Genomic DNA, 23,194 nt, shown 5'->3' on the forward strand with positions numbered 1-23,194 from the left:
GATGGCGGATTTCACATCGGAATTTCATCGGTTTATCGCGCTGTGCAACGAAGAGTATCTGATTAAATACGCGAACAAAGGAATTTACAATCGTTCTATCAAGGAAATGGAAAAAGGAATGACCGTTTCCTACGAGTTCGGAGATGATTACGTCGAGTGTGCGCTGTCAGATGACAGCGTATGCCGACTTCATGCAGATATTAATCGCTTTTCCTGCTCATGTCCATCTGACAAGATATGCAAGCATGTCATCATCGCTATCGTCAACTATGCTCAAAACCATTTGCAAGCAGGAGCAGAGAACGAGGAAGAGCTTGCGACCTACAAGCCTGACTTTAGCTGGCTGTTGCAATTGCAGCCGTCTCACATCAGTAAGGCTTTTACCCCAGCGCAGCTGGAAGAAGTGCTGTTTCGCCTCGACTATTTCGAGGAGCTGGAGGTCGTTGAAACATCCTTTTTAACCATGACATTGCGTACCCAGGATATATCCGTATCTTTTGACAGTGAATCGGAGATCGGGAAGAGTATGTGCACCTGCAAGGCGAAGGGCAATTGCTTGCACAAGCTAGAGGTCATTTTGCGCTATCGGGCCATGCATGAGCTACAGGATCGTGAGCAGTTACAAGCATACGTAACCGATGTCAGCTACGAAACCGATGTCGTAGCGGAAGCCAAAGCGCTGATCGCAGAGATTCTTGGCATCGGCTTGGCGAAGCTATCCCAGACGATTTGTACACGGCTGGAGTTGCTTGCTATTGCTGCACATAACGGCAATCTTCCCCGCGTGGAAAAGGACATTCGCGGCATTCATGGGGAGCTGAACTTATTTTTTCAGCGTCATGTCAAGTTTTCAACGGAAGCGCTGCTCGACCGACTTTCCCGGGTGTATCTTAGTTTGCTTGCTCTAGAGAAGACCGATCACACCGAATCGAAAAAGCAGCTACTCGGCAGCTTTAAGAGTAAGTACCATATGGTTCCAGAGTTAAGTCTGTATGCTTTGGGAGCAAATCCATGGGAGACGCGGTCGGGGTACAAGGGGATAACGTATTACTTTTATTCGCTTTCTGATCAACGCATCTACACGTATACAGAAGCGCGCCCCGTGTATTATGAAGGCATATCCTTTTCCTTTAAGGACAGCTATAAAGGTAAGGTACCCTGGGGCGGGTTGATCTCGATGGAGGAGCTCTCTCATTCACAGGTCATCCTGACACAGGCGAAGACGAATCGGGAGCAACGCTTGTCATCCAGCGAAGAGACACGGCTAACCATTGTTCCCAGGGACAATATCGAGGAGCTGGATCTCGGCAAGGTGTTCGTTCGCGACTGGTCAAGTGGTTGGAAGGACGCGGCAGGCGATATGTTTGAGACTGCCTTGGACTCGGTTTTTCTATTGAAAGCGAACAAGTTCAACCAAGTCGATTTCGATCAGAAGACGCAGCAGTTGATTCTTACGATCGAAGACGAGCAATGTCTGTCCCTCCAATTGAGCATCTCCTATCAGGGGGAATTCGCCCGCAATATACGTCATCTCGAACAAAATAAGCGGCTACTAGAGCTGCGCGATGTGTATTTGCTTGTGCAAAAAATAGGAGATGGACTTTATCCGATCAGCATCATGCAGGGTAAATCGCTGACGAGCTTTAAGTTAGATTTATAACGGTGAGGGAGTGGACGTACAATCATGGAGGAGTTATATTCCTTTACCGAAAAGCTGACTGATTGGCAGGAACGCTTGTTACTCAAAGGAATCCATAAACTTGATAAGCAAGATTTGCAGGAGTTGAAAAGGCTGCAAGAGCTCGCGACCGAACACGATATGAGCTTCCTCGGCTCATTGATAGAAGACCTGCATGTGGAGGGCAATCGCTATTTGCAGGAAGTAAAAGCGAATGCGGATTTGTTAACGCAGCAGTATTTGTATGTAGTGCAGTACGTCAATATGATGAAAAAACCTTTGACTCGATCATCGTAATAAGGTGTAGCGAAGGGGGAGAGATTCTTGAAGAGTCTCTCTTTTTTCTATGGTCGGTACGTATAACTAGACTCACTGCGATCTCCGGGATGGAAATTTTCAATATGGGCTGTTAAAAAGTGAATTTGTCAGATAATCTTTGAATCACTCTCTCGCTACCGCAGGGGAGAGTTTTTTGTTTATATACAAAGTTGTAAAGAAACTGAAAATAAAGGTAAACAAAGTGAAAATATAATAACTGAATATTATCTAAAATAAAACATGTTTGAATGCTAAAACATTTGCAACAAGAATTGGGGGAACACAGATGAAAAAGAAGAGCTTTTATCACACTTTGATTGCTATGACAATCGCGGTATCTGCGGCTTTGGCTGGGTGTTCATCGGGGCAGGATGCGCCCACTAGCGCTGGACAAGCAGGGGGTACAGCGGAAGCAGGCAAAACAGGAGGAACCCTCGTCATCGCTCGTTTGTCCGATGCGAACAACCTCGATCCGCATTTCCTGTCCCAAATCCCTTCAGCAGCAATCGTTCATCACAAAGTATACGAAGGGCTTGTCCGCATGGATAAAGAAAGCAAATACGTCCCATCCCTGGCAAGTGAGTGGAAGCAGCTCGATGACTTGACGTGGGAGTTCAAGCTGCGTCAAGGCGTGACGTTCCATGATGGCGCACCTTTCAATGCGGAAGCGGTAAAGGCAACGATCGGTCGCGTTCAGGACCCTGCCGTTGGCTCTAGCCGGATTAATATGTTTGAAGCAATCAAAGAAGTGAAAGTAGTAGATGAGTACACGGTACAGTTTCTTCTGAATTACCCGTACGCACCGCTCTTGTCTGTTTTGGCGAGTGCAGAAGGAAGCATCATCAGCCCGAAAGCCATTGAACAATATGGAAAAGATTTGAGCAAGCATCCAACCGGTACGGGCCCGTACAAATTCGAAAAATGGACGCCAGGTCAAGAAGTGGTTCTCGTGAGAAACGATAGCTACTATGGCGGTAAACCAAATTTGGATAAAGTCGTTTTCAAAACCGTACCGGAAGACACAACTCGCCTTGCCATGGTTGAGACAGGAGAAGTTCAAGTGGCAGAAAACCTGCCTGTGACGGACATCGATCGCGTGCAGAATTCTCCCTCGATGCAATTGGGGCGATACCCTGGGTTCTCTGTCGATCACATCGGATTGAATACAAAGAAAAAGCCTTTTGACGATGTGCGTGTCCGCCAAGCCATTGCCCATGCAATCGACAAGAAAACCATTATTGAAGGCGTTTACAACAGCGTGGGAACACCAGCTCACTCCTCGATTACACCAGCGATGGTTGGGTACAGCCCGAATGTAAAAGACATTCCGTATGACGTCGAGAAAGCGAAGCAATTGCTCGCCGAGGCTGGATATCCAAACGGCTTCAAAGCAAAAATCGCGTTGAATGATAACAAAGCACGGATTAGCGTAGCAGAGGTTTTGCAGCAACAGCTGAAGCCAATCGGTATTGACCTGCAACTGGATGTCATGGAATTCGGTGCGTATATTGACGCAGCTTCTAAAGGGGAGACAGACCTGTTCATGAGTGGATGGGGGAATGCTACGGGCGATCCCGATTACAACCAAGCGAACCTGTATCACTCGAAAGCACATGGCGCACCAGGAAATCACTCCTTCTACAACAATCCGGAAGTGGACAAGCTGATTGACGAAGGACGCAAAGAAACAGACGCAGAAAAACGCAAACAAATCTATGAAAAAGCACAACAAATCGAAATGAACGAAGCTCCACTCATTCCGTTCCGATTCTCCGAGAACTTGGCGGCAATTCAAAAGAATGTACAGGGTGTATGGATTAGCCCTGCAGGCCATATCGAGATTGACGAAGTAACGATTCAATAAGACGAGGCGCCGCTGACATGCTTGTGTCAGTGGCGTTTTTGGGTTGAAAAGTAGAACGCCATCCCCTAAGATAGATTATATTTTGTTGACCAGCGTGTAGCGGAGGTGGAATGGCGTGAAGCAAGGAAAAACGAATGCGATGCGGATATTGGACAAAGAAAAAATCGCATACACCATGCTTACATATGCAACGGATGATGGGAAAATCGACGGAATCGCTGTCGCCCAAAAGATCGGTCGCGAAGAGAACGTTGTCTATAAAACATTGATTTCGCAAGGGACGAGCAAATCGTATTATGTGTTTGTCATTCCCGTTGAAGCCGAGCTTGATCTCAAAAAAGCGGCGAAAGCAGTCGGAGAGAAGAAGATCGAGATGATTCCCGTGAAGGAGATCACCAAAGTATCTGGCTATATTCGTGGCGGCTGTTCGCCAATCGGGATGAAGAAATTATTTCCGACGGTGATCGATCAACGAGCACAATCGTTAGAGACGATCATCGTCAGTGGCGGACACATTGGCGTCCAGATCGAGATGGCAGTAGAGGGCTTGTTACAAGCAACGAAAGGCTCCTTGGCAGATGTATCTGCAATCTAAAGCAAAAAGGCCACGGCATTAGCTGGGGCCTTTTTGCTGTTTATGGAAAAAGTCCCGTCCAAACATGCATTGGGGTGTCGCATGAGCAGCAGTTCAATTCACCAGCAAGATAAGGAAGGTGGGCAAGCAGCGTTTTATCCTCAATCGCAAGCGCTCGTTGGTATAATCCCTGAAGTCCGCTGTCGTTTGTCATGTCCGGTCTTTTGGCGATGATTAATAATCGTTCCGCTGTACCGTGAGAAACGGGATCGTCTTCGTAAGCGAACAAAATCTCCTCTTCCTCATCTGGCCATAAGTAGATAGACTGATCGCACGTCGGACACACCGTTACATATTCGTCTCCCGCCGAAAAGGTGAGAAGCATGTTGGCAATGTCTTTGTCCCCACGAAACGCAGCGTCCGCAGCTAGTATGTAGCGCTTGTCTGCATCATGCTCTCCCATCCGTGCTAGGTGAAGGATTGATTCTGTCTGCTCTGTCAGTGATAGAATGGCACGTCGGTATTCACGATAGATCTCTCTGATGGTCTCTTGATCCAATAATGGTGTCTGATCTCGTAAAAACTCCAATGGAACATCCATATGAGGCACATTTTCGCTACTGGCTTCGAAAATGCCGCAGGTTATGAAGATGTCCAACAGAATATCAGGGTTCTCTGTTTTTAAAGCGATCTCTACTATATAGGGGACCGCAGCATATGTACATGGATAAATCGTATTTTGATGATACAGAAGCTCCCAATACAACTCTTCTTTTTCTTCGGAAAAATAGTCGTGCTGAATATGCTGGATGAGCGCAGGGAGGCGATCAGAAAAACCATAAGGACCTTGTAGCTTACCCCATACAGGACTTGCGAAATCTAGCATAAGAACATCCCCTCTCTTGCTGAAATGTGCCACTATTCCCATATCATAGTAAAACATTCCGCATTCGGCTATAATTTGAGAATGATTATCATATGCATTTTACGTATCGGATGGGGTGAACAGCGTTGAGTTCGACAGATATTCAAGAAAACTTTCATCTTTTTTTCGACAGAATGAATCTGGAACCGCAAAATATGGATCAGAAAACCAATCTGACCCTTCATCCAGAGATGGGGGAGGGGTATGTTCGTCGGTTTCTTTCTCGGTATGATATGGAAGTTGTTGTATCCGACTATACATTATACCGATCACAGAGCATCTCTCTATCTACGAAAAGTCCTATGGTAGAGCTTAATTTTTGTTTAAAAGGGGAAAGAAGCATAAGCGTGCAAGGCAAAGAGCACCAGTTGCTGCCAGGACTTTGTTCACTTCAATTCATGTCAGAAGTGGAAGCAAGGTTTGAATATGTTGGAGATGAGCGTTTCTACATGCTTGGCATCGGTATTCCTGTGTCGACCTTTCATCATTTTATGGAGGAGTCGAATGGAGGGCGTTCCATTGAATTCGGGCAAGTTCTTGGAAAACAATCGTTTCGTATCTTTCAGGAAAAGCTGTCTCCTGCCGCTTCCGTTGCACTCCAGCGTGTGATGCAGTACGTCGCCAAACCAGGAACGAAAAAGATTGAGATGGAAACTGGCGTTTTGGGACTGCTTTCGATGGCGTTTCAATCCTTTCTGCTTGATAGCGAAACGGAGTCTGTTCCCTTATCGAAAAGAGACAAAGAAAAGATCGTGCAAGCAAGGGAGATCATGTTGGAATGCATGGCAGACCCGCCTTCATTACCTGAGCTGTCCAGGATGATTGGTTTAAACGACTACAAGCTGAAGATAGGTTTTAAAGCAATGTTTGGTACGACCGTTTTTGGCTATTTGCGAGAAAAAAGGTTGGAAAAAGCCTTATTTTTACTTCAACAAGGGGAAATGAATGTGACGGAAACCTCGAGTGCCATCGGATATACGAATACAAGCTACTTCGCCGAAGCATTCCGGGAGAAATATGGTGTCAACCCAAGCGTATTCGTGAGACGTTCCTCTAACAGGTAGGCTCAGTATCCCGATAACCAGCAAACTATTCCGTCTACAGGTAGTATGGATGACCGACCAGTAGTATCATTTGGGGCGTTGATAACGAATCTCATTTATATATTGTTTTATGTAGGAGAGCCTCAAAAAGGAGAGAAGACGGAGTATGAAGCGACAAGGTACTATTTTTATGGCCCTTGCTATCATTTTAGTTTTGATGATATCAGGATGCGGTGGAGGATCGACCCAACAAACAACTGCACCAACTACGAACAAACAAGCGGGACACCAATACTCAACGCCTGTAAAGAGCGAGAGTGCTTTTCCACGGGCGATCTCGCATCTATCAGGTGATACGGTCATTCAGGAAAAACCAATAAAAATCGCGACGCCGTACATTGCTTTTGTTGACTACTTGGCCGTTTTGGATGAGTATCCGATTGCTGCCCAAGGTGTATCGACCATTACGTCGAATTTTCCCAGTCTCAGTAAACGAGTGGCGGATAAAAATATCATCGATCTAGGGATGGAGGTTGATCTGGAGAAGCTGCTAGCAGTTCAGCCTGATGTCATCATTGCCGCAGATGACATGCGCGACCAATACGAAAAATTATCGCAAATTGCACCAACTGTCATCTTGCCTCACGCTGGGGATTGGCGTGAAACCCTTCAACAAATGGCAGCCATTATTGGAAAAGAGGAGAAGGCTACGAATGTGCTGGCTGAGTTTGATCGAAAATCGGCGGCATACAAAGAGCAGCTCGCTTTTCGCAGTCAGGAGTCAGTCATGTTCGTCATGTACAGAGGGAAAGAGCAGTTCATTACTTGGAACGATGGACGTTTCGATCCATTTTATGATGGTCTTGGCTTGAGAGGAACAGAAGGGGACAATGAAAATGGACAGCTTTCACTGGAGAGTCTCGCGCAATTAAATCCAGACCATCTGTTCGTCATCAATAATTGGCAAGCGCCGATCCAGGGTGGAGTGAAAGAGGCCTTGAAAGGAAGCAACGTCTGGAATAGCTTGAACGCCGTCAAAAACAACCGGGTCTATGAATTGGCAGACCCTTCGTTACCAGGACCGATGGCTCTAGCGAAAATAGACGGGATTGAAGAAATCATGAAAGCGATGGGAAAGTAAAAATAACGGGTACGATCACCTTTATACGAGTCACTGGAAAGGCAATCCTTATTTTGGTGAAGAAAAATGAGGGTTGCCTTCATGTATACTTAATCATTATCGGAACGAATCGGTAAGCAATTAAAGGAGATTCATACGTAATGAAATCAGACCGAATAAAATTCCCGGCGGGATTTTGGGCGGGATTACAACGACTAGGGATTGCTCCCCACGACCTAGTTCGCAAAGCGCGCCTGCCGACCACCATTCTTACAGAACCAGCTGTAGTCACCACTGCCCAATATTTCAGAATCTGGCAAGCGTACACAGATCTAATTGGTGACACTGCTATCGGTATCATCAAGCTTTCGACCACCTTTGAAACGGCACAATACCCTCCGACTGTTTTAGCGACCTATCATGCTCGTGACTATCGCGACGCGCTTAATCGAATGGTCCGGTACAAACAACTGTGCCCTCCGGAAAGGTTGCGCATAACAGAGGAGGGCGAGCACTGTACAATCGAATTAGAGTGGATGCACAGCGAGCAGCCCGGACCACCAGTCCTGGTTGGAACCACGTTAGCCTTTCTTCTAGAACTTGGGCGACGGGGCACGGGCAAGCGTTTAACTGCACAGTCCGTGGAATTTTCTCAATCGATGGGGGATGTAACTGCCCTTGAGGCTTATTTCGGTTGTCCTATACGGATTGGTGCCAGCGTTAACCGATTAACACTCTATCGACGCGATCTGGACAGCCTCTTTCTTTCGTATAACAAAGAATTGTTGGAGATATTGACACCTGTATTGGACCGATCATTGGATGAAGAGTGCAGTCATTCAATTGCTGAGATGGTCAAGTGGATCTTGAAGCGAAGTCTAACCGGAGGCCGCCTTGATATTCGAGCTGTTGCGAGCGAGCTGGGCATGAGCGATCGTACCTTGCAGCGTCGTCTTACGGATGAATGCACAACGTTCAAGCAACTGTTGACACAGGCTCGACATGAACAGGCACGAGAATACTTGGCCGACCCCAAGCTCGACATAAAAGAAGTGGCTTTCTTACTTGGATATGAAGATCAGAACTCATTTTACCGGGCCTTTCGCCTTTGGGAAGGCGATACACCTTCAAATTGGCGTTCCGAATACTTTCGGGTCAATCCCTCCGTCAAAGAATTCCCAAGCTAACCCGTTTCAAGCAGGGCTACGATTTTCCTGGTTTCCATATTTGGCGGGTTCAGCAAGAAATTTGGCGTTGTACGCTAGTTACCGAACGATCCAGAAAAAGTACGATAATCTCTATCCGGAGCACAAGGATGTTCCAAGATGAACTTCTAGTCAGCTCGCCATGAATGACTACAAAGGGGACAAGGGTTATGGATATGGGATTAAGGAACAAAACTGCTTTAGTAACTGGATCGACGAAAGGTATTGGGAAAGCAATTGCCATTGAGCTTGCCAGAGAAGGCGTCCATGTCCTCGTAAATGGACGGAATGATGAAGAGGTAGAACGAATCGTAAATGAATTGAAGGCGGAATTCCCAGATACGTCTCCTCAGAATGCTACGGCCGATATTGTGGATAGGCAGCAAAGAGAAGCTTTATTTGAGAAATATCCCCACGTGGATATTCTCGTTAACAATATGGGTATTTATGAGATCATGTCCTATGAAGACGTTGACGATGAAGTATGGGAAAAATACTTCCGAACAAACGTCCTTGCCGCTAATGGATTATCTAAATTTTACTTATCGAACATGTTGAAGAACAATGATGGACGAATCATCTTTATAGCAAGTGAAGAAGCGATCATGCCTTCAGGGCAAATGCCTCAGTATTGCATGACGAAATCTATGCTATTATCACTGTCAAAAAGCCTATCTAAACTAACGATAGGAACAGAAGTCACATCCAATACTATCATGCCAGGACCAACGCTTTCCGAAAATGTCTATCAAATCATCGATAGCTTGTTTCCTGATGATATGGCATTTTCGGAAAAAGAGAATCAATTTATGGCTGCAAACCTGCCCCAATCCGAATTACAGCGGTTTATCAAGCCTTTTGAAATAGGTAGGCTGGTAGCATTCGTATCTAGCCCTTATGCAACCGCATTTAAAGGTTCACCAATTCGTATGGACGGGGGCATGGTTCCAACTATTTTTTAAAATACCGAGACCGACGCGACCAGCCAGAGGAGCCAGCACATGGAAATTTTCTGCAACTGAATAAAGATACACAAAAGTCCTGATGCATCTGTTCATCAGGACTTTTTTTAGATTACTCTGATTGGAACGAACCGAGTACCTCCAAGTAGTGTGTATTGTACATGATGCCGAGGACATTCCCAAATGGATCAAGGACAGAAGCCGTTATGAATCCGTCACCACGCTGGATCAGCGGTTCGTACTCTCTTGCTCCCATAGATAACAACTTATCCAGTACGGATTCGATATCGTCGACGTGCCAGTACATCACAGCGCCACCCGGACCATGTACCGCCGCAGCAGGTGCGAAACGGCGATCAATGAGGCCAAGTTCGTGCTTGTAGTCTCCAATGCGAAACTCGACATAGGCGAGCTGTCCATCCGGTCCAGTGCGTTCGAAGTAAGGCGCAATGCCCAGCAGTTCCGTATACCACTTTTTAGCCGCCTGCACATCATCCGCCCAATAACTAATCGTAGCAAAGCCCCGAAAGGTTTGGTAGTGACTCATCATCGAAATTCCTCCTTAAAATGGATGGTACTTCCGATTATAAGGACCCACTACTGACAACTGTCTGTCAGTAGTTTGAGATTCTTTCTCCTTAACTGTACTTACTCAGTACATCAAAAAACTCTTTCAGAAAATGATAAAAAAGCTTTTCAGAAGGGGGAAGCTCACGGTTGTTAGGGATGATAATGCCCACTGTTCGCGTCACCAATGGCTCACTTATCGGGATTTTCACTGTCTCACGAGGAACGTTATCCGTTAACGTAAGCTCTGGCAATAATGTGACGCCCAAGCCTGCTGCTACCAACCCTTTAATGGCATCGATATCTTCCCCTTCAAAAGCAACTTTAGGAGAAAAGCCCATTTGTGAGCAAGCATTGACTGCGATATTGCGGAGGATGAAACCAGGTGGAAACAACACAAAAGTATCTTCCTGCAACTGACTGAGACGCAAGCTCGGTTGCTTGGACAGCGGGTGCTTCGCGGGCAGCAACGCGACGATATTTTCAGCGAAGAAAATGTGGCTGCGCACATTTTTTTCCTGAGTGGGAACAGGCCCAAGAAAAGCCAAGTCGATTTCACCGTTGATGACCGAGTCGATCAGCCCCTGATAAGAGCCTTGCTTTAATTGAAAGCCGATGTCCGGATACCGCGCGCGAAAACCGGAGATGACGGTCGGCAGGGGATTGGCGGCAAGACTGCTCGTAAAGCCAACACGAATCGTACCGCGTGACGGGTCGAGGAACTCCTCAATCTTCTCCTTTGCCTTCTCGATTTCGTTCATCGCCATTTCGACGTGCTGCAAAAAGATTTTTCCAACTGCCGTCAGCTTGATATTGCGACCTTCACGGAGGAACAGCGACACACCGAGCTCTTCCTCCAGATTGGCGATTTGCCGACTGAGGGCAGATTGGGCGACGTGCAAATGATGTGAGGCTTCGGTGAAGTGCTCTCGTTTGGCAACCTCGATGAAGTATTGAATCTGTCGTAGCTCCATGAATACCCCCACCTTACCCATTGATCTCGATTTGAGATAGATTTTGCATAAATTATATATTGTTTGTATCGTTTCACTCAATCTAAAATGTACATACCAGAGAGAGCAAGGAGAGTGGAGATACATGACGACACAAGGAATGCCTGCTAAGCAAGGTCTGTACGATCCGATTTTCGAACATGACGCTTGCGGAATTGGTTTTATTGCAAATTTGAAATCGAAATCGACGCATGATATGGTCCGAAAGGGTCTGAAAATTCTGTGCCAACTGGAACACCGCGGCGGTCAAGGCAGTGATCCGGAAACGGGAGACGGTGCAGGGATCTTAACGCAAATTCCACACGCCTTTTTCAAAACGAGCTGTAAAGAGCTGAATATCACGCTGCCGGCGCCAGGCAAATACGGTGTAGGTATGCTGTTTCTTCCGATGGATGAAGCGAAACGGCAAAAGTATGAAGATCAGCTGGAGGCGGTTGTCGAAGCAGAGGGACAAAAGCTGCTCGGCTGGAGAACAGTTCCAGTCGATGCGACGAAAATCGGCAAAACGGCTGTAGCGAGTCAGCCTTATGTCCGACAAGTATTCATCGGAGCCAGCTCGAATATACAGGACCAAATGGCATTTGAACGGAAGCTGTACGTCATTCGCAAGCAGGTGGAACGGGCAGCAGGTGCTGATTTTTACGCCGCTTCTATGTCTTCGCGTACGATTGTCTATAAAGGATTGCTCACACCAGGACAGCTGGATGCTTTTTATCTTGATTTGAAAGATAATTCTTACACTTCTGTCTTCTCTGTCGTTCACTCACGTTTCAGCACGAACACATTCCCAACATGGGAGAGGGCACACCCGAATCGTTATTTGATTCACAACGGGGAAATCAACACCTTGCAAGGAAATATTAACTGGATGATGGCTCGTGAAAAAATGTTCCAGTCCGAGGCGTTTGGTGCTGATTTGGCAAAAGTGGTGCCAGTCATTGATATGGCGGGCAGTGATTCAGCGATTTTGGATAACTGTGTGGAGTTTTTCTCGCTGGCAGGTCGCTCCTTGCCGCATGTCGCGATGATGATGATTCCTGAACCGTGGGATCAGGATGAGCAAATCGACGAAAATAAGAAAGCTTTTTACGAGTATCATAGCTGCCTCATGGAGCCGTGGGATGGTCCAACAGCTATTTCTTTCACGGATGGCAGACACATCGGCGCGATTCTCGACCGAAACGGATTGCGACCAGCGAGATACTATGTGACATCAGATGATACGATTATTTTCTCATCGGAGGTTGGAGTTCTCGAAGTACCAGATGAAACGATTGTCCAGAAAGGACGGCTTAGTCCTGGACGGATGCTGCTCGTCGACCTCGAAGAAGGCAGAATCGTATCAGACGCGGAAATCAAGCAAAAAATCGCAAGCGAACAGCCATATCGGGAGTGGGTGAAAAACAACCTGCATGCTATCGATGATTTGCCTGTAGCAGGTCGCACGGAGGAGCTGCACGGAGATAGCCTGCTTGTGCACCAAAAAGCATTTGGCTATACACAGGAGGAAGTCGACAAAGTACTTGCCCCGATGGTGGCTGAGCAGAAAGACCCCATTGGTTCGATGGGGGTAGACACACCACTCGCGGTATTGTCTGATCGCGCTCAGCTCTTGTACCACTATTTCAAACAATCATTCGCCCAAGTCACGAATCCTCCGATTGATGCACTACGGGAGGCCTGCGTAACATCGACTCATACTGTGCTTGGCGCGGAAGGAAACCTGCTTGCACCGGATGCGAGCAATTGCCGCAGAATTCGTTTGACCAATCCTTTGATCTCCAATCAAGAGCTGGCGAAGCTTCGCGCGAACCCATACCAAGAGTTCAAGGCGAAAACATTGTCGATACTCTTCCCGGCGCAAGGGGGCGAACAGGGGCTAGAGCTGGCACTGGATCAATTATTCGCTGCGGCGGATGAAGCGATTGCTGCTGGTTACTCCATGCTCATTTTATCAGATCGCGGAATGAATCATGATTTGGCTGCGATCCCTGCCTTGCTAGCTGGAAGTGGCCTACACCATCATCTCGTCCGCGCAGGGACACGTACCAAAGCGAGCATCATCATCGAATCCGGTGAACCACGTGATGTACACCAGTTCGCTATGCTTATTGGTTACGGTGCCGACGCGATCAACCCATACGTCGCCATCTCAACGGTGAACCAGTTGGTTGTATCGGCAAAGCTGAAGGATCTCACTAGCGACGAAGCAGTCGAAGTGTACCTGCAAACAGCCGTAGAAGGTGTCGTAAAAGTCATGTCCAAGATGGGCATTTCGACCATTCAGAGCTACCGCGGCGCACAAATTTTTGAAGCGGTGGGCATCCATTCTGCCGTCATCGATCGCTATTTTAGTCGTACGCCTTCGCAGATTTCGGGGATCGGACTGGATGTGATTGCGCAAGAGACTTTGCTTCGCCATGCGAAAGCATTTTTGCCAGAGCATTCCGAGGAAGCATTGGAGGCAGGCAGTGATTTTCAGTTCCGCCGAGACGGTGAGTTCCACCTTTTCAATCCGAAGACGGTTCATGCCCTGCAAAAAGCTTGTCGGGAAGGCAGCTATGAGCAGTACAAAATCTACGCGGAGCAAGCGACAGCACAGCAATTCGTAGCCCTGCGGCATTTGCTCGATTTCAAGTCCAATCGACAGCCGATCCCGCTGAACGAGGTAGAATCTGTTGACTCCATTGTTCATCGTTTTAAAACGGGGGCAATGTCATATGGTTCTCTCAGCAAGGAAGCACATGAGACGTTAGCAATCGCCATGAACCGTTTGGGTGCGAAAAGCAACAGCGGGGAAGGTGGCGAAGATTCGGCACGTTACATCATGAATGAAAACGGAGATTTGCGACGCAGTGCTATTAAGCAGGTCGCGTCAGGACGCTTTGGCGTATCCAGTCATTACTTGGTCAACGCCTCTGAGATCCAAATTAAGATGGCGCAAGGAGCAAAGCCGGGCGAAGGCGGTCAATTGCCAGGAAGCAAAGTCTACCCATGGATTGCCGAAGTACGCGGATCGACACCAGGAGTTGGACTCATTTCGCCGCCGCCTCATCACGATATTTATTCGATCGAGGATTTGGCCCAGCTGATTTTTGACTTAAAAAATGCGAATCCACGTGCACGAATCAGCGTGAAGCTCGTATCCAAAGCTGGAGTCGGAACGATTGCAGCTGGTGTCGCGAAAGGTCTTGCTGATGTCATTGTCGTCAGTGGACACGATGGCGGCACAGGCGCTTCCCCAAAATCAAGCATCAAGCACGCAGGACTGCCATGGGAGCTCGGACTTGCTGAGACACATCAGACGCTGTTGTTGAACCAGTTGCGTGACCGTGTGGTTCTGGAAACGGACGGCAAACTGATGACGGGACGCGATGTCGTCATTGCAGCTCTACTCGGTGCGGAGGAATTCGGCTTCGCAACGGCACCACTTGTTTCCATAGGGTGTGTCATGGCTCGTGTATGCCACCTCGATACATGCCCAGTGGGTGTGGCGACACAAAATCCCGAGCTGCGCAAACGGTTTAAGGGCGATCCGCAGCACGCTGTGAATTTCATGCGTCTCGTTGCCCGTGAAGTTCGTGAGATCATGGCGGAGTTGGGCTATCACTCCATCGAGTCGATGGTCGGTCAGAGCCATGTGCTGAAGATGAGCGACAAGGCAAAAGAACACTGGAAAGCCAAGCATGTTGATTTGTCCGCCCTCTTGTTCCAACCGGATGTCTCCGAGGAAGTGGGCCGCTATCATCAACGAAACCAAGATCACAAGCTGGAAGAAACGCTGGACCGTCAAAAGCTGCTCAAGCTGTGCAAGCCAGCATTGAATAAACAGCAGCCAGTAGAGGCAAAACTCGCCATCACCAATACGAATCGCGTGGTAGGGACGATCCTGGGCAGCGAGGTAACCAAACGCTTTGGCGAGCACGGTCTGCCGGAGGATACAATCCGCCTGCATTTTACTGGCTCGGCAGGTCAAAGCTTTGGGGCATTTGTTCCTCGAGGGATCACGCTGCATCTCGAGGGAGATGCGAACGACTACGTAGGAAAAGGGTTATCTGGAGGCAAAATTGCGGTCGCACCATCGAAAAACAGCAAATTCGCTCCCGAGCACAACATGATTATCGGAAACGTTGCGTTCTACGGAGCGACGTCTGGTGAAGCGTATATCAACGGGATGGCTGGTGAGCGATTCTGCGTTCGCAATAGCGGAGTGACGGCAGTCGTTGAAGGAGTAGGCGACCATGGCTGCGAGTATATGACTGGAGGACGCGTCGTCGTTCTAGGCCCCGTCGGCAAAAACTTTGCAGCAGGCATGTCAGGCGGTACAGCGTACGTTCTGGCTGAGGAGAAAGAGAAGTTTGCTGCGATGTGCAATCAGGAGATGGTACTTCTCGAGGCACTGGAAGATCAACGGGAGATCGCTCGGGTCAAACGCTTGCTGGAAAACCACGTAAGCCACACAGGCAGCCGTCATGCACAAGCTCTGCTCGATGCGTGGGAACGTACCGTCCAACAGTTTGTCAAAGTCATTCCAAAAGATTACAAGCAAATCGTCTCCACGATGGAGGAGTTGGAGAAATCCGGTATGAAGCGCCAAGAGGCGATTTTGGCCGCTTTTGAGATGAGTCAGAAGAAAGGCGATGCCAAAGGACCGAAAAAGAAAGCGCCCGAGCAACCCTTTGTCTCTGTGGGCAAATAAGGAGGATAGCCGATGACTTATTTTGTGAGTCATCGGCTTTTTCTTTTGGTAACCAATCACTTGTCCATGACGTCATAGGATTAGGTGTAAGGTTTTGCTAATAAGCCAGCGAAAGAAGGGATCATGGATGAAACGATTCACTATCATGGCTGTATCCATCGCTGCTATGCTATTTTCGCCAGTCATCGCCTCCGCTAAAGAAGGCGTGATCAACAGCAAGGGAGAATGGAGCGTGGCACCTACGTTCGAGGAAGTGAAGGACACGGGAGGACTCTACGCTGCAACACTGGGAGACAGTCCAGCCAACCAATCCTGGGGTTTCATTGATCAAAGAGGAAAGTGGGTAATTAAGCCTCAATTCTCGTACGTGGGTTCCTTCGCTGCAAACGGACTTGCGCCTGCTGCACAAAACCTGAAATACGGTTATATCAATAAAAGGGAGAATGGGTCATCAAGCCACAGTTTGACTATGCCGCCCATTTTTCCTCGAATGGACTCGCTGAGGCTCGCATAAAAGGCAACACGGAATACGGTAAGATCGGTTATATCAACAACAAGGGAAAATGGGTCATCAAACCGCAGTTTACATATGCGAGTTCGTTCGGTGCAGACGGCTTGGCAGTTGCGGATCAGAATGGAAAATTGGGCTTTATTGACGGAAAAGGAGGTTGGGTGATCAAGCCCCAATTTGATCAAGCTAACAAATTCGTCAATAGGATAGCCAAGGTGATGATCAATGGCAAGGTGGCGTACATCAACGAAAAAGGGAAGGTATTGCTCAAAACCGCCTATACCGAGGCAGGCGACTTCCATCAAGGCCTGGCGTGGATTTTGTCAAACGGAAAGGTTGGCTATATAGACACCAAAGGAAAGCTAGTGATCAAGCCTAGGTTTGAACCCGATTACGGAATGGATACGAGCGCAGGTGACTTTCAGTCAAATGGCTTGGCACCGGCCTTGTTGAACGGAAAATGGGGCTTTATCAACAAAAAAGGAGTATGGGTTATTAAACCTCAGTTTGCTTGGGTGAGGAGCATTTCTCCCGCTGGCTTTGCTGTGGTCGGTGTCCAGTAGCGTTTTCCTTCAATTCGATTGGAAAAATGTCAGAATTTGATATGATAAGAAAAGATTCTATTAATGATCATACTGGCAGGTGATGTGATGTTTTCCCATAATCAAGAATCGCAAGCAAGTTATCGTCAAACCCCTGAAAATTCTTCAAAATCCCCAAGCGCTAAAAACTCAACGCCACATGTCTTGCAGCTCGCCAAAAAAATCGGAAACAAAGCCATGACTCATTTACTCCAAAAGCAAAGAAATAACCAACCAGTCATACAAGGTAAATTCAAGGGTATTGAACCAACCGATTACACAACAGATGAGTATGATAACAATAAAAATAATGAAGGTAAATTTACTGCTGTGCAAGCAGATAAAGGCCTCCCTACCTTTTTTGGCGTGTTGAAAGAAACATATGGTGAGGACAATGTAAATAAAAGCTTCTTTTCCAAGACAGAAGTATTAGGAGATACATGTGATCGTCCTCATTCCGTTACGGCTATCGTAAAAAAAGGCACATCGAGAAAGGATCGTAAAGGCGATTCTGTTGTAAGTGCGATCGGCAACTTGGGTACAGAAGAGCGATTGATACGGGATGGAAAAAATGATGCAGCCAAAACCGGATACGATGGGGGGCACTTGGTCGGTTATCAGATTATCAGAGGAATCGAAGCGAACCAAGCGTGGAATATAGCCCCGCAGGATGTGAAAAATAACGAGCATTCTTATAATAATACGATTGAAAAAATGCTACGTGGAGCGGGGAAAGGTACAGAGTATACGTACTCTGTTGAGGTGAAATACGATCAATGGAACTTTAGTGTGGATCAAGAGCAATTGGTAAAGCTAGGTGCTTTGAAACAGGTCGATTCAACGAAGCCATGGGAAATTCAGCTACCAGTCCGGATTCCCTTTAAATGGGATGCAAAGGCGGATATGACCAAGAAAGATGAAAAGAAATGGAAATTTGCCAGTCCAACAGAGGGTGAATCTTCTTTCGAACAGTTTTCTCAAACAATGGATGAAGGTAATTTGGATTTTACGAGAAAAAGCCACACAGCAAGATTCAATCTCGCATTTTCCGATCAGGACGGAAATGAGGAGCTCTATGACATTGATTCCAATAATTTCGATGCGAAGAGTGTGAAAGGGATTCGCTATTCCATGCATCAATCATTACCTACAGACTTTTTGAAAAATCAAAAACCGGTAGAATGGATGGGAGATGAAGCGAATGCAGTTGCTCATTTTGGTGAGGTTAAAAAGGGGCAAGCTTCGTCCACCAATATTTTTGAAATCATGCCAGCCAAACTGAAACGAAACAAAATTCTTATCGATGAGATTGAAGGAATTAGTGATGTAGAAAAGCCTGAAAAAATGAGGTTTATTCCAGAAGGGATTTCTCAGTTAGATGGACGTGACGAGAAAAAATGTGTATTTATTTATCAATTAGATAAAAACAAAATTCGAGACGAATACATGACTCTTAAGAAAATAGAGGAGGATTACTACCCGTTTTTTGATGTGCAACAAGAAGAAGAGGTAAGGTTTGAGAAAGAAAAGGAGGAGTTCGATAACCTAGCAAATGAGTTCGCAACATGTATGGAAGATTTAGAGAATATGAAAAAGGATGAGATTGAAAGTATTCAGCAAACAATGGCCCAGTATCGCAAAATACTAGAGGCACAGACCCTAACTCTAACACGGATAAAAAACCATCGAATCGGTAGGAATTTATACAAGGAAACAGTGGAAGAGATCTATCCACAATATACAGAGAAAATAATGCGTAGCTTACAAGCATTACGAGCGATAACTGGTTATAATTCTGACATCGAATATGATAATGGTAGCAAAAAAACAGTTAGTAAAAACAAAACGAATATGAATGGGAAAAGAACGCTGAAGACTAGGGAAGATACGCGCAAAAAAAGAAAAGATGATAAGGAACAACAACAAGAATATAAAAAGATAATCGAAAAAGCGACAGGCAAGTATTTGAGAAAATCAGTAGAAGATTATTTAAATAAGAAGTAATGGGGAGAGGTGCAGGTTTTTACCCTTGCACCCCGATTTGTCAAACCTAGTAGAAGCTTGCTTTATTCTGCTCGGTCTCTATCGGCATCATTATTCGCAGCATCCCACGTGTCATTGCCGTCAGCTGCCACATTTTCTCCCATTTCGTTGCCAAGTGCACCCCCGGCAACCGCACCTGCAATGGTACCAAGCGGCCCTAAAATAGAACCTACGGCAGCACCTACTGCCGCACCGCCAACTGTTCCTACAGCTTCAGAAGCTCCACCGCCTGCCATGTTCGCTTCGTCGTTGTCAACAGCATCGTTGTGATTGCGTTCGTTGTTAGTAGCCAAGATTGTCACTCCCTCGATTAGTGTTGGGAAGTTCTGCTATATCTAACGTGCAGCCCCAAAGTATAGGGTGCCCCAAATCTATCCTTTCATTCCAAAAAAATTTGAAGCTGGAGGTACCGAGATCATGATTCAATCCATCGTGCATATCGCGCTCGTGGTCAAAGATTATGATGAAGCCATTGAGTTTTATACCAAGAAGCTTCATTTTACTTTAGTGGAAGATACGTATCAGCCAGAACAGGACAAGCGGTGGGTTGTCGTATCTCCACCTGGTTCCGTTGGCACTACAGTCTTGCTTGCAAAAGCATCCAAACCTGAGCAAGAGCTATTTATCGGGAATCAGGCTGGTGGGAGAGTTTTTCTCTTTTTAAACACAGATGACTTTTGGCGAGATTATCATGAGATGGTCGCAAGAGGAATCCAATTTGTGAGAGAGCCAAAAGAACAGCCGTATGGTATGGTGGCGGTCTTTCAGGATTTATACGGAAACCTGTGGGATTTGCTAGAGCTGAATGAAGATCATCCGATTGCCAAACGAATGAAGTAGCGAGTTACCCAGCCAGCCAAAAAACAGGTCTTACCTCCAGCGATGTGGATGGAAAGACCTGTTTTTCATTTCGTGTTACACGATATAGGACAGTCCCATGATCAAAATGATTGCCACAACAGAAAGAATGGTCTCCATCACTGTCCATGTTTTAAGCGTATCTTGCACAGACATATTGAAGTATTCTTTGATCAGCCAAAATCCGGAATCATTTACGTGAGACAGGATCAGGGAGCCAGAACCTGTTGCCAGTACCAAAAGCTCAGGGCTTGTTCCAGGGATTTGTAGCGCGATCGGACCTACGATACCTGCTGCCGTCATCATGGAGACGGTCGCAGAGCCCGTTGCTACACGGATCAAGGCCGCGATCAGCCAGCCTAGGAAAATAGGGGAGATCGCAGACGCAGTAGCGAGCTCAGCAATATAGTCACCTACACCGCTGTTCAGCAGTACTTTGTTAAATGCGCCACCTGCGCCGATGACGAGCAAGATTGTCGCGGTTGGAGCCAAGCAATCATTTGTGAATTTGAGAATATCGTCTTTGGTAAAACCACGATTGAATCCGAGCGTCCAGAAGGAAACAATCACGGCAATCAACAGAGACGTAATCGGGCTTCCGATAAAATCAGCCCATTGGCGAATCGTATGTTCTTTTGGCAGAGTCACATCTGCAACCGTTGCAGATAACATCAACAGCACAGGGAGCAAGACAGTGAAGACGGTGATCCCAAAGCTGGGCAAGTCACGCTCGGATTTTGGCTCTGCCAACTGGGAAGCGAGCTCTGGAGAGATGCTCGTCTTGACTCGTTTGCTAATCCAACTGCCGTAGAGCGGTCCTGCAATAATCGCGGAAGGCAGCGCGACAATGATCGAGAGCAAAATCGTTTTACCAACATCCGCCTGGAACAGATCGACAGCGGCCATAGCAGCAGGGTGCGGCGGCACGATCCCGTGAACGATAGAAAGGCCAGCTACGAGCGGAATACCGATTTTGACAAGGGAGACACCTGTTTGTCTCGCAATCGTAAACACAAGTGGAATCAAAAGAACAAAACCAACCTGGAAAAATACCGGAATCCCTACGATAAACGCGACGAACATCATGGCCCAGTGTACGTTCTTCTCACCGAAGCGATTGATGAGAGTACGGGCAATGCGCTCGGCACCGCCAGATTCTGCCATCATTTTGCCAAGCATGGTTCCCAAGGCAAGCACGATCGCGATAAAGCCGAGAGTGCCACCCATTCCATCTTTTATTGAATCCACAACTTTTACAAGCGGCATGCCGGATGCGATTCCTACAAATCCAGCGGCCAATAACAGTGCGATGAATGGGTTCAGTTTGAAGCGAGTAATGAGAACGAGCAGGAAGACGATGGACAGCAGTGTAATGACGAGTGGCATGATGAACCCTCCATAGTTGTTGTCTCTAGTTGTTCAACCGCTTTTGGAATTCGGCTATCAGCTTGTACTCTTCCAGCAGGTTGTAATAAACACGCTCGTATATATAGAAAAGCTCCAAATAGACACTGGATCGTTCCAAATCTGGCTCATGGCGATGGGAAATATGAATCATCTTTTTCACATCTTGCAAATGATCCATCGCCCCCAATGCATGCATCGCCAAGAGAGCGGCACCAAAGCTCGAGCTTTCATGACTCTCCGGAATCAGCACTTCATACCCGAACATGTCGGACATAATCTGGCGCCATTCCCGCGAGCGAGCGAATCCACCCGATGCACGGATTTCCTTGGCTCCACCTGCCAGATCGCGCAAGGCGATACCGATGCTGTAGACGCTAAACAAGATTCCTTCGAGAACTGCTCGGATAAAATGCTCACGCTTATGATGGAGGCCGATACCGAAGAAGGAGCCTCTTGCTTGGGCGTTCCAGTACGGAGCTCGTTCGCCGGATAGGAAGGGGAGAAAGAGTAAACCGTCGGCACCAGCTCGAACATGCTCAGCAGCTTGAATCATGACTTCATAGGGATCAACGCCGAGCTGTTTGGCTTTTTCAACTTCGGGCCAACTGAATTCGTCACGGAACCAGCGAAGCATGATCCCACCGTTGTTCGAGGGTCCGCCAATCACCCAATGATCTTCCGTTAGCACGTAGCAGAAAGTCCGTCCTTTTGGATCGGTGATTGGCTCTGGTACAACTGTTCTTACAGCGCCACTCGTGCCAATGGTGATGGCTACTTGTCCGTGAGCAATGGCACCGATACCGAGGTTGGCCAAAACCCCATCGCTGGCACCGACGACGAAAGGCGTATCTGGATCGATCCCGATCTCTTCCGCATAACGAATCTTCATTCCTCGCAGGATATGAGTAGTCGGTACAGGCTCACTGAGATGTTGCTTGGAAATGCCTGCGACTTGCAACGCCTCCTCATCCCAGTCCAGCTTTCTCAGATTGAACAGCCCCGTAGCTGAAGCAATAGAGTAATCGACGATGTACTCACCAAAAAGCCGATAAATGACATACTCCTTGATCGAAATAAACTTGGCTGCCCGCCGAAACGTATCTGGCAAGTTCTCCCGTAGCCACATGATTTTGGGCAGTGGCGACATGGGATGGATGGGTGTGCCTGTCGCTAAGTAAATTTGATGACCGACACCGTCTGCTTTTAGTCGATCTGCTTGTGCCACGCTCCGATTATCAGCCCAGATGATGCTGTTCGTCAGGGGATTGCCACTCGGGTCGACAGCGATCAGACTGTGCATGGCAGTAGAGAAGCCAATACCACCGATCTCGCTTTTGGCAATGCCTGCATGCTCCAGTGCTTGTTTCAATGCCTGGATGACAGCAGAAAAAATCGTCTCCGGCTCTTGCTCAGCCCAAGAGGGCTGGGGAACGAGTAGCTGATAATCGATATTACCCGTACCGCGGATGGCGCCGGAAGGAGTGAAAACAATTGCTTTGGTACTGGTTGTCCCGATATCAAGCCCGATAAAGTAGGTTTGCGTCATAGTAGTCACCCCTAATTGAATGCGCTTTCAACGTGTTGTCATGGAGATAACGCGATTATATCGAAATTTTTTTCATTTGTTAAGCATTAAGAAAAAAATTATTTCACAATTGAACACTTCACACGATGCTTGTATGATTTGCATTTTTCTCCTGCAAGTTGCAAGAGGACGCAAGCAAAAGAAAAAACGCCTGATTTACAGGCGTTTGAGTGAGATGGCTTCGCGGATGTGCTGGATATTGGCGATCGTATCATCCTGCCGCCGTAAGGATACGGCTAAA

The 23,194-nt window shown here is 47.2% G+C and carries 19 protein-coding genes; 13 read left to right on the plus strand and 6 right to left on the minus strand.

Translation table 11 applies throughout. The features are described from left to right. The first annotated feature begins 1 nt into the window (after window position 1). The 4 genes from PMI05_RS04925 (at window position 2) to ybaK (ending at window position 4,455) form a co-directional block, all read left to right on the plus strand. Window positions 2–1,660 carry a hypothetical protein gene (locus tag PMI05_RS04925; RefSeq protein WP_007718009.1) on the plus strand — a complete coding sequence of 553 codons (1,659 nt, stop codon included), beginning with the start codon at window positions 2–4 and terminating at the stop codon, window positions 1,658–1,660. A 24-nt stretch (window positions 1,661–1,684) separates the two neighbouring features. After that, entirely contained in the window at window positions 1,685–1,975 is a 291-nt protein-coding gene (locus tag PMI05_RS04930; protein WP_007718011.1) for a hypothetical protein, read from the plus strand. A gap of 307 nt (window positions 1,976–2,282) precedes the next feature. After that, window positions 2,283–3,860: a glutathione ABC transporter substrate-binding protein gene (locus tag PMI05_RS04935; RefSeq protein ID WP_007718013.1), complete on the plus strand. Its 1,578-nt coding sequence runs from the start codon at window positions 2,283–2,285 to the stop codon at window positions 3,858–3,860. Window positions 3,861–3,975: 115 nt separating this feature from the next. Next, the gene (gene ybaK, locus PMI05_RS04940; RefSeq protein WP_007718015.1) at window positions 3,976–4,455 is read left to right on the plus strand and encodes a Cys-tRNA(Pro) deacylase; all 480 of its coding nucleotides are present in this window, start codon (window positions 3,976–3,978) and stop codon (window positions 4,453–4,455) included. Between the two features lie 40 nt (window positions 4,456–4,495). Here the strand turns inward: ybaK and PMI05_RS04945 are convergent, their stop codons facing one another. After that, window positions 4,496–5,320: a hypothetical protein gene (locus tag PMI05_RS04945; protein ID WP_007718018.1), complete on the minus strand. Its 825-nt coding sequence runs from the start codon at window positions 5,318–5,320 to the stop codon at window positions 4,496–4,498. Between the two features lie 386 nt (window positions 5,321–5,706). Here PMI05_RS04945 and PMI05_RS04950 point away from each other — a divergent pair, with 386 nt between their 5' ends. The 4 genes from PMI05_RS04950 (at window position 5,707) to PMI05_RS04965 (ending at window position 9,689) form a co-directional block, all read left to right on the plus strand. Then, window positions 5,707–6,423, plus strand: a complete 717-nt coding sequence (locus PMI05_RS04950; protein WP_238543251.1) for a helix-turn-helix transcriptional regulator — start codon at window positions 5,707–5,709, stop codon at window positions 6,421–6,423. A gap of 145 nt (window positions 6,424–6,568) precedes the next feature. After that, a complete protein-coding gene (locus tag PMI05_RS04955; RefSeq protein WP_007718023.1) occupies window positions 6,569–7,543 on the plus strand; it encodes an ABC transporter substrate-binding protein in 975 nt (324 codons plus the stop codon). A gap of 140 nt (window positions 7,544–7,683) precedes the next feature. After that, a complete protein-coding gene (locus tag PMI05_RS04960) occupies window positions 7,684–8,709 on the plus strand; it encodes an AraC family transcriptional regulator (protein WP_007718038.1) in 1,026 nt (341 codons plus the stop codon). Window positions 8,710–8,897: 188 nt separating this feature from the next. After that, the gene (locus PMI05_RS04965) at window positions 8,898–9,689 is read left to right on the plus strand and encodes an SDR family NAD(P)-dependent oxidoreductase (protein ID WP_007718040.1); all 792 of its coding nucleotides are present in this window, start codon (window positions 8,898–8,900) and stop codon (window positions 9,687–9,689) included. A gap of 112 nt (window positions 9,690–9,801) precedes the next feature. Here PMI05_RS04965 and PMI05_RS04970 read toward each other — a convergent pair whose 3' ends face one another. Together PMI05_RS04970 and PMI05_RS04975 are read right to left on the minus strand one after the other, a co-directional pair. Next, window positions 9,802–10,236, minus strand: a complete 435-nt coding sequence (locus tag PMI05_RS04970; protein WP_007718043.1) for a VOC family protein — start codon at window positions 10,234–10,236, stop codon at window positions 9,802–9,804. Window positions 10,237–10,327: 91 nt separating this feature from the next. Continuing rightward, on the minus strand, window positions 10,328–11,230 hold the full coding sequence (locus PMI05_RS04975; RefSeq protein WP_007718045.1) for a LysR family transcriptional regulator: 903 nt from the start codon (window positions 11,228–11,230) through the stop codon (window positions 10,328–10,330). A 124-nt stretch (window positions 11,231–11,354) separates the two neighbouring features. Here PMI05_RS04975 and gltB point away from each other — a divergent pair, with 124 nt between their 5' ends. The 4 genes from gltB to PMI05_RS04995 all read left to right on the plus strand — a co-directional run bounded on the left by gltB (window position 11,355) and on the right by PMI05_RS04995 (window position 19,064). Then, window positions 11,355–15,968 carry a glutamate synthase large subunit gene (gene gltB, locus PMI05_RS04980; RefSeq protein WP_007718047.1) on the plus strand — a complete coding sequence of 1,538 codons (4,614 nt, stop codon included), beginning with the start codon at window positions 11,355–11,357 and terminating at the stop codon, window positions 15,966–15,968. A gap of 127 nt (window positions 15,969–16,095) precedes the next feature. Further along, window positions 16,096–16,482: a WG repeat-containing protein gene (locus PMI05_RS04985; RefSeq protein ID WP_007718049.1), complete on the plus strand. Its 387-nt coding sequence runs from the start codon at window positions 16,096–16,098 to the stop codon at window positions 16,480–16,482. Beyond that, on the plus strand, window positions 16,419–17,042 hold the full coding sequence (locus PMI05_RS04990; protein WP_369751195.1) for a WG repeat-containing protein: 624 nt from the start codon (window positions 16,419–16,421) through the stop codon (window positions 17,040–17,042). Before PMI05_RS04985 ends, PMI05_RS04990 begins: the two co-directional genes overlap by 64 nt. A gap of 63 nt (window positions 17,043–17,105) precedes the next feature. Continuing rightward, entirely contained in the window at window positions 17,106–19,064 is a 1,959-nt protein-coding gene (locus PMI05_RS04995) for a hypothetical protein (protein ID WP_157230841.1), read from the plus strand. Between the two features lie 62 nt (window positions 19,065–19,126). Here the strand turns inward: PMI05_RS04995 and PMI05_RS05000 are convergent, their stop codons facing one another. Then, window positions 19,127–19,339, minus strand: coding sequence for a glycine zipper 2TM domain-containing protein (locus tag PMI05_RS05000; RefSeq protein ID WP_369751196.1), 213 nt, complete (start codon window positions 19,337–19,339; stop codon window positions 19,127–19,129). Window positions 19,340–19,520: 181 nt separating this feature from the next. On the opposite strand from PMI05_RS05000, the gene PMI05_RS05005 reads away from it, so the two are divergent. Then, the gene (locus PMI05_RS05005) at window positions 19,521–19,943 is read left to right on the plus strand and encodes a VOC family protein (RefSeq protein ID WP_007718060.1); all 423 of its coding nucleotides are present in this window, start codon (window positions 19,521–19,523) and stop codon (window positions 19,941–19,943) included. Between the two features lie 75 nt (window positions 19,944–20,018). On the opposite strand, the gene PMI05_RS05010 is transcribed toward PMI05_RS05005, so the two are convergent. Beyond that, complete coding sequence (locus PMI05_RS05010; RefSeq protein ID WP_007718063.1) at window positions 20,019–21,347, minus strand: GntP family permease; 1,329 nt, start codon at window positions 21,345–21,347, stop codon at window positions 20,019–20,021. Window positions 21,348–21,372: 25 nt separating this feature from the next. Beyond that, window positions 21,373–22,914, minus strand: a complete 1,542-nt coding sequence (gene gntK, locus PMI05_RS05015; RefSeq protein ID WP_007718066.1) for a gluconokinase — start codon at window positions 22,912–22,914, stop codon at window positions 21,373–21,375. Between the last annotated feature and the right edge of the window lie 280 nt (window positions 22,915–23,194).

The organism is Brevibacillus sp. BC25, from assembly GCF_000282075.1.
Taxonomy (GTDB): Bacteria; Bacillota; Bacilli; order Brevibacillales; family Brevibacillaceae; genus Brevibacillus.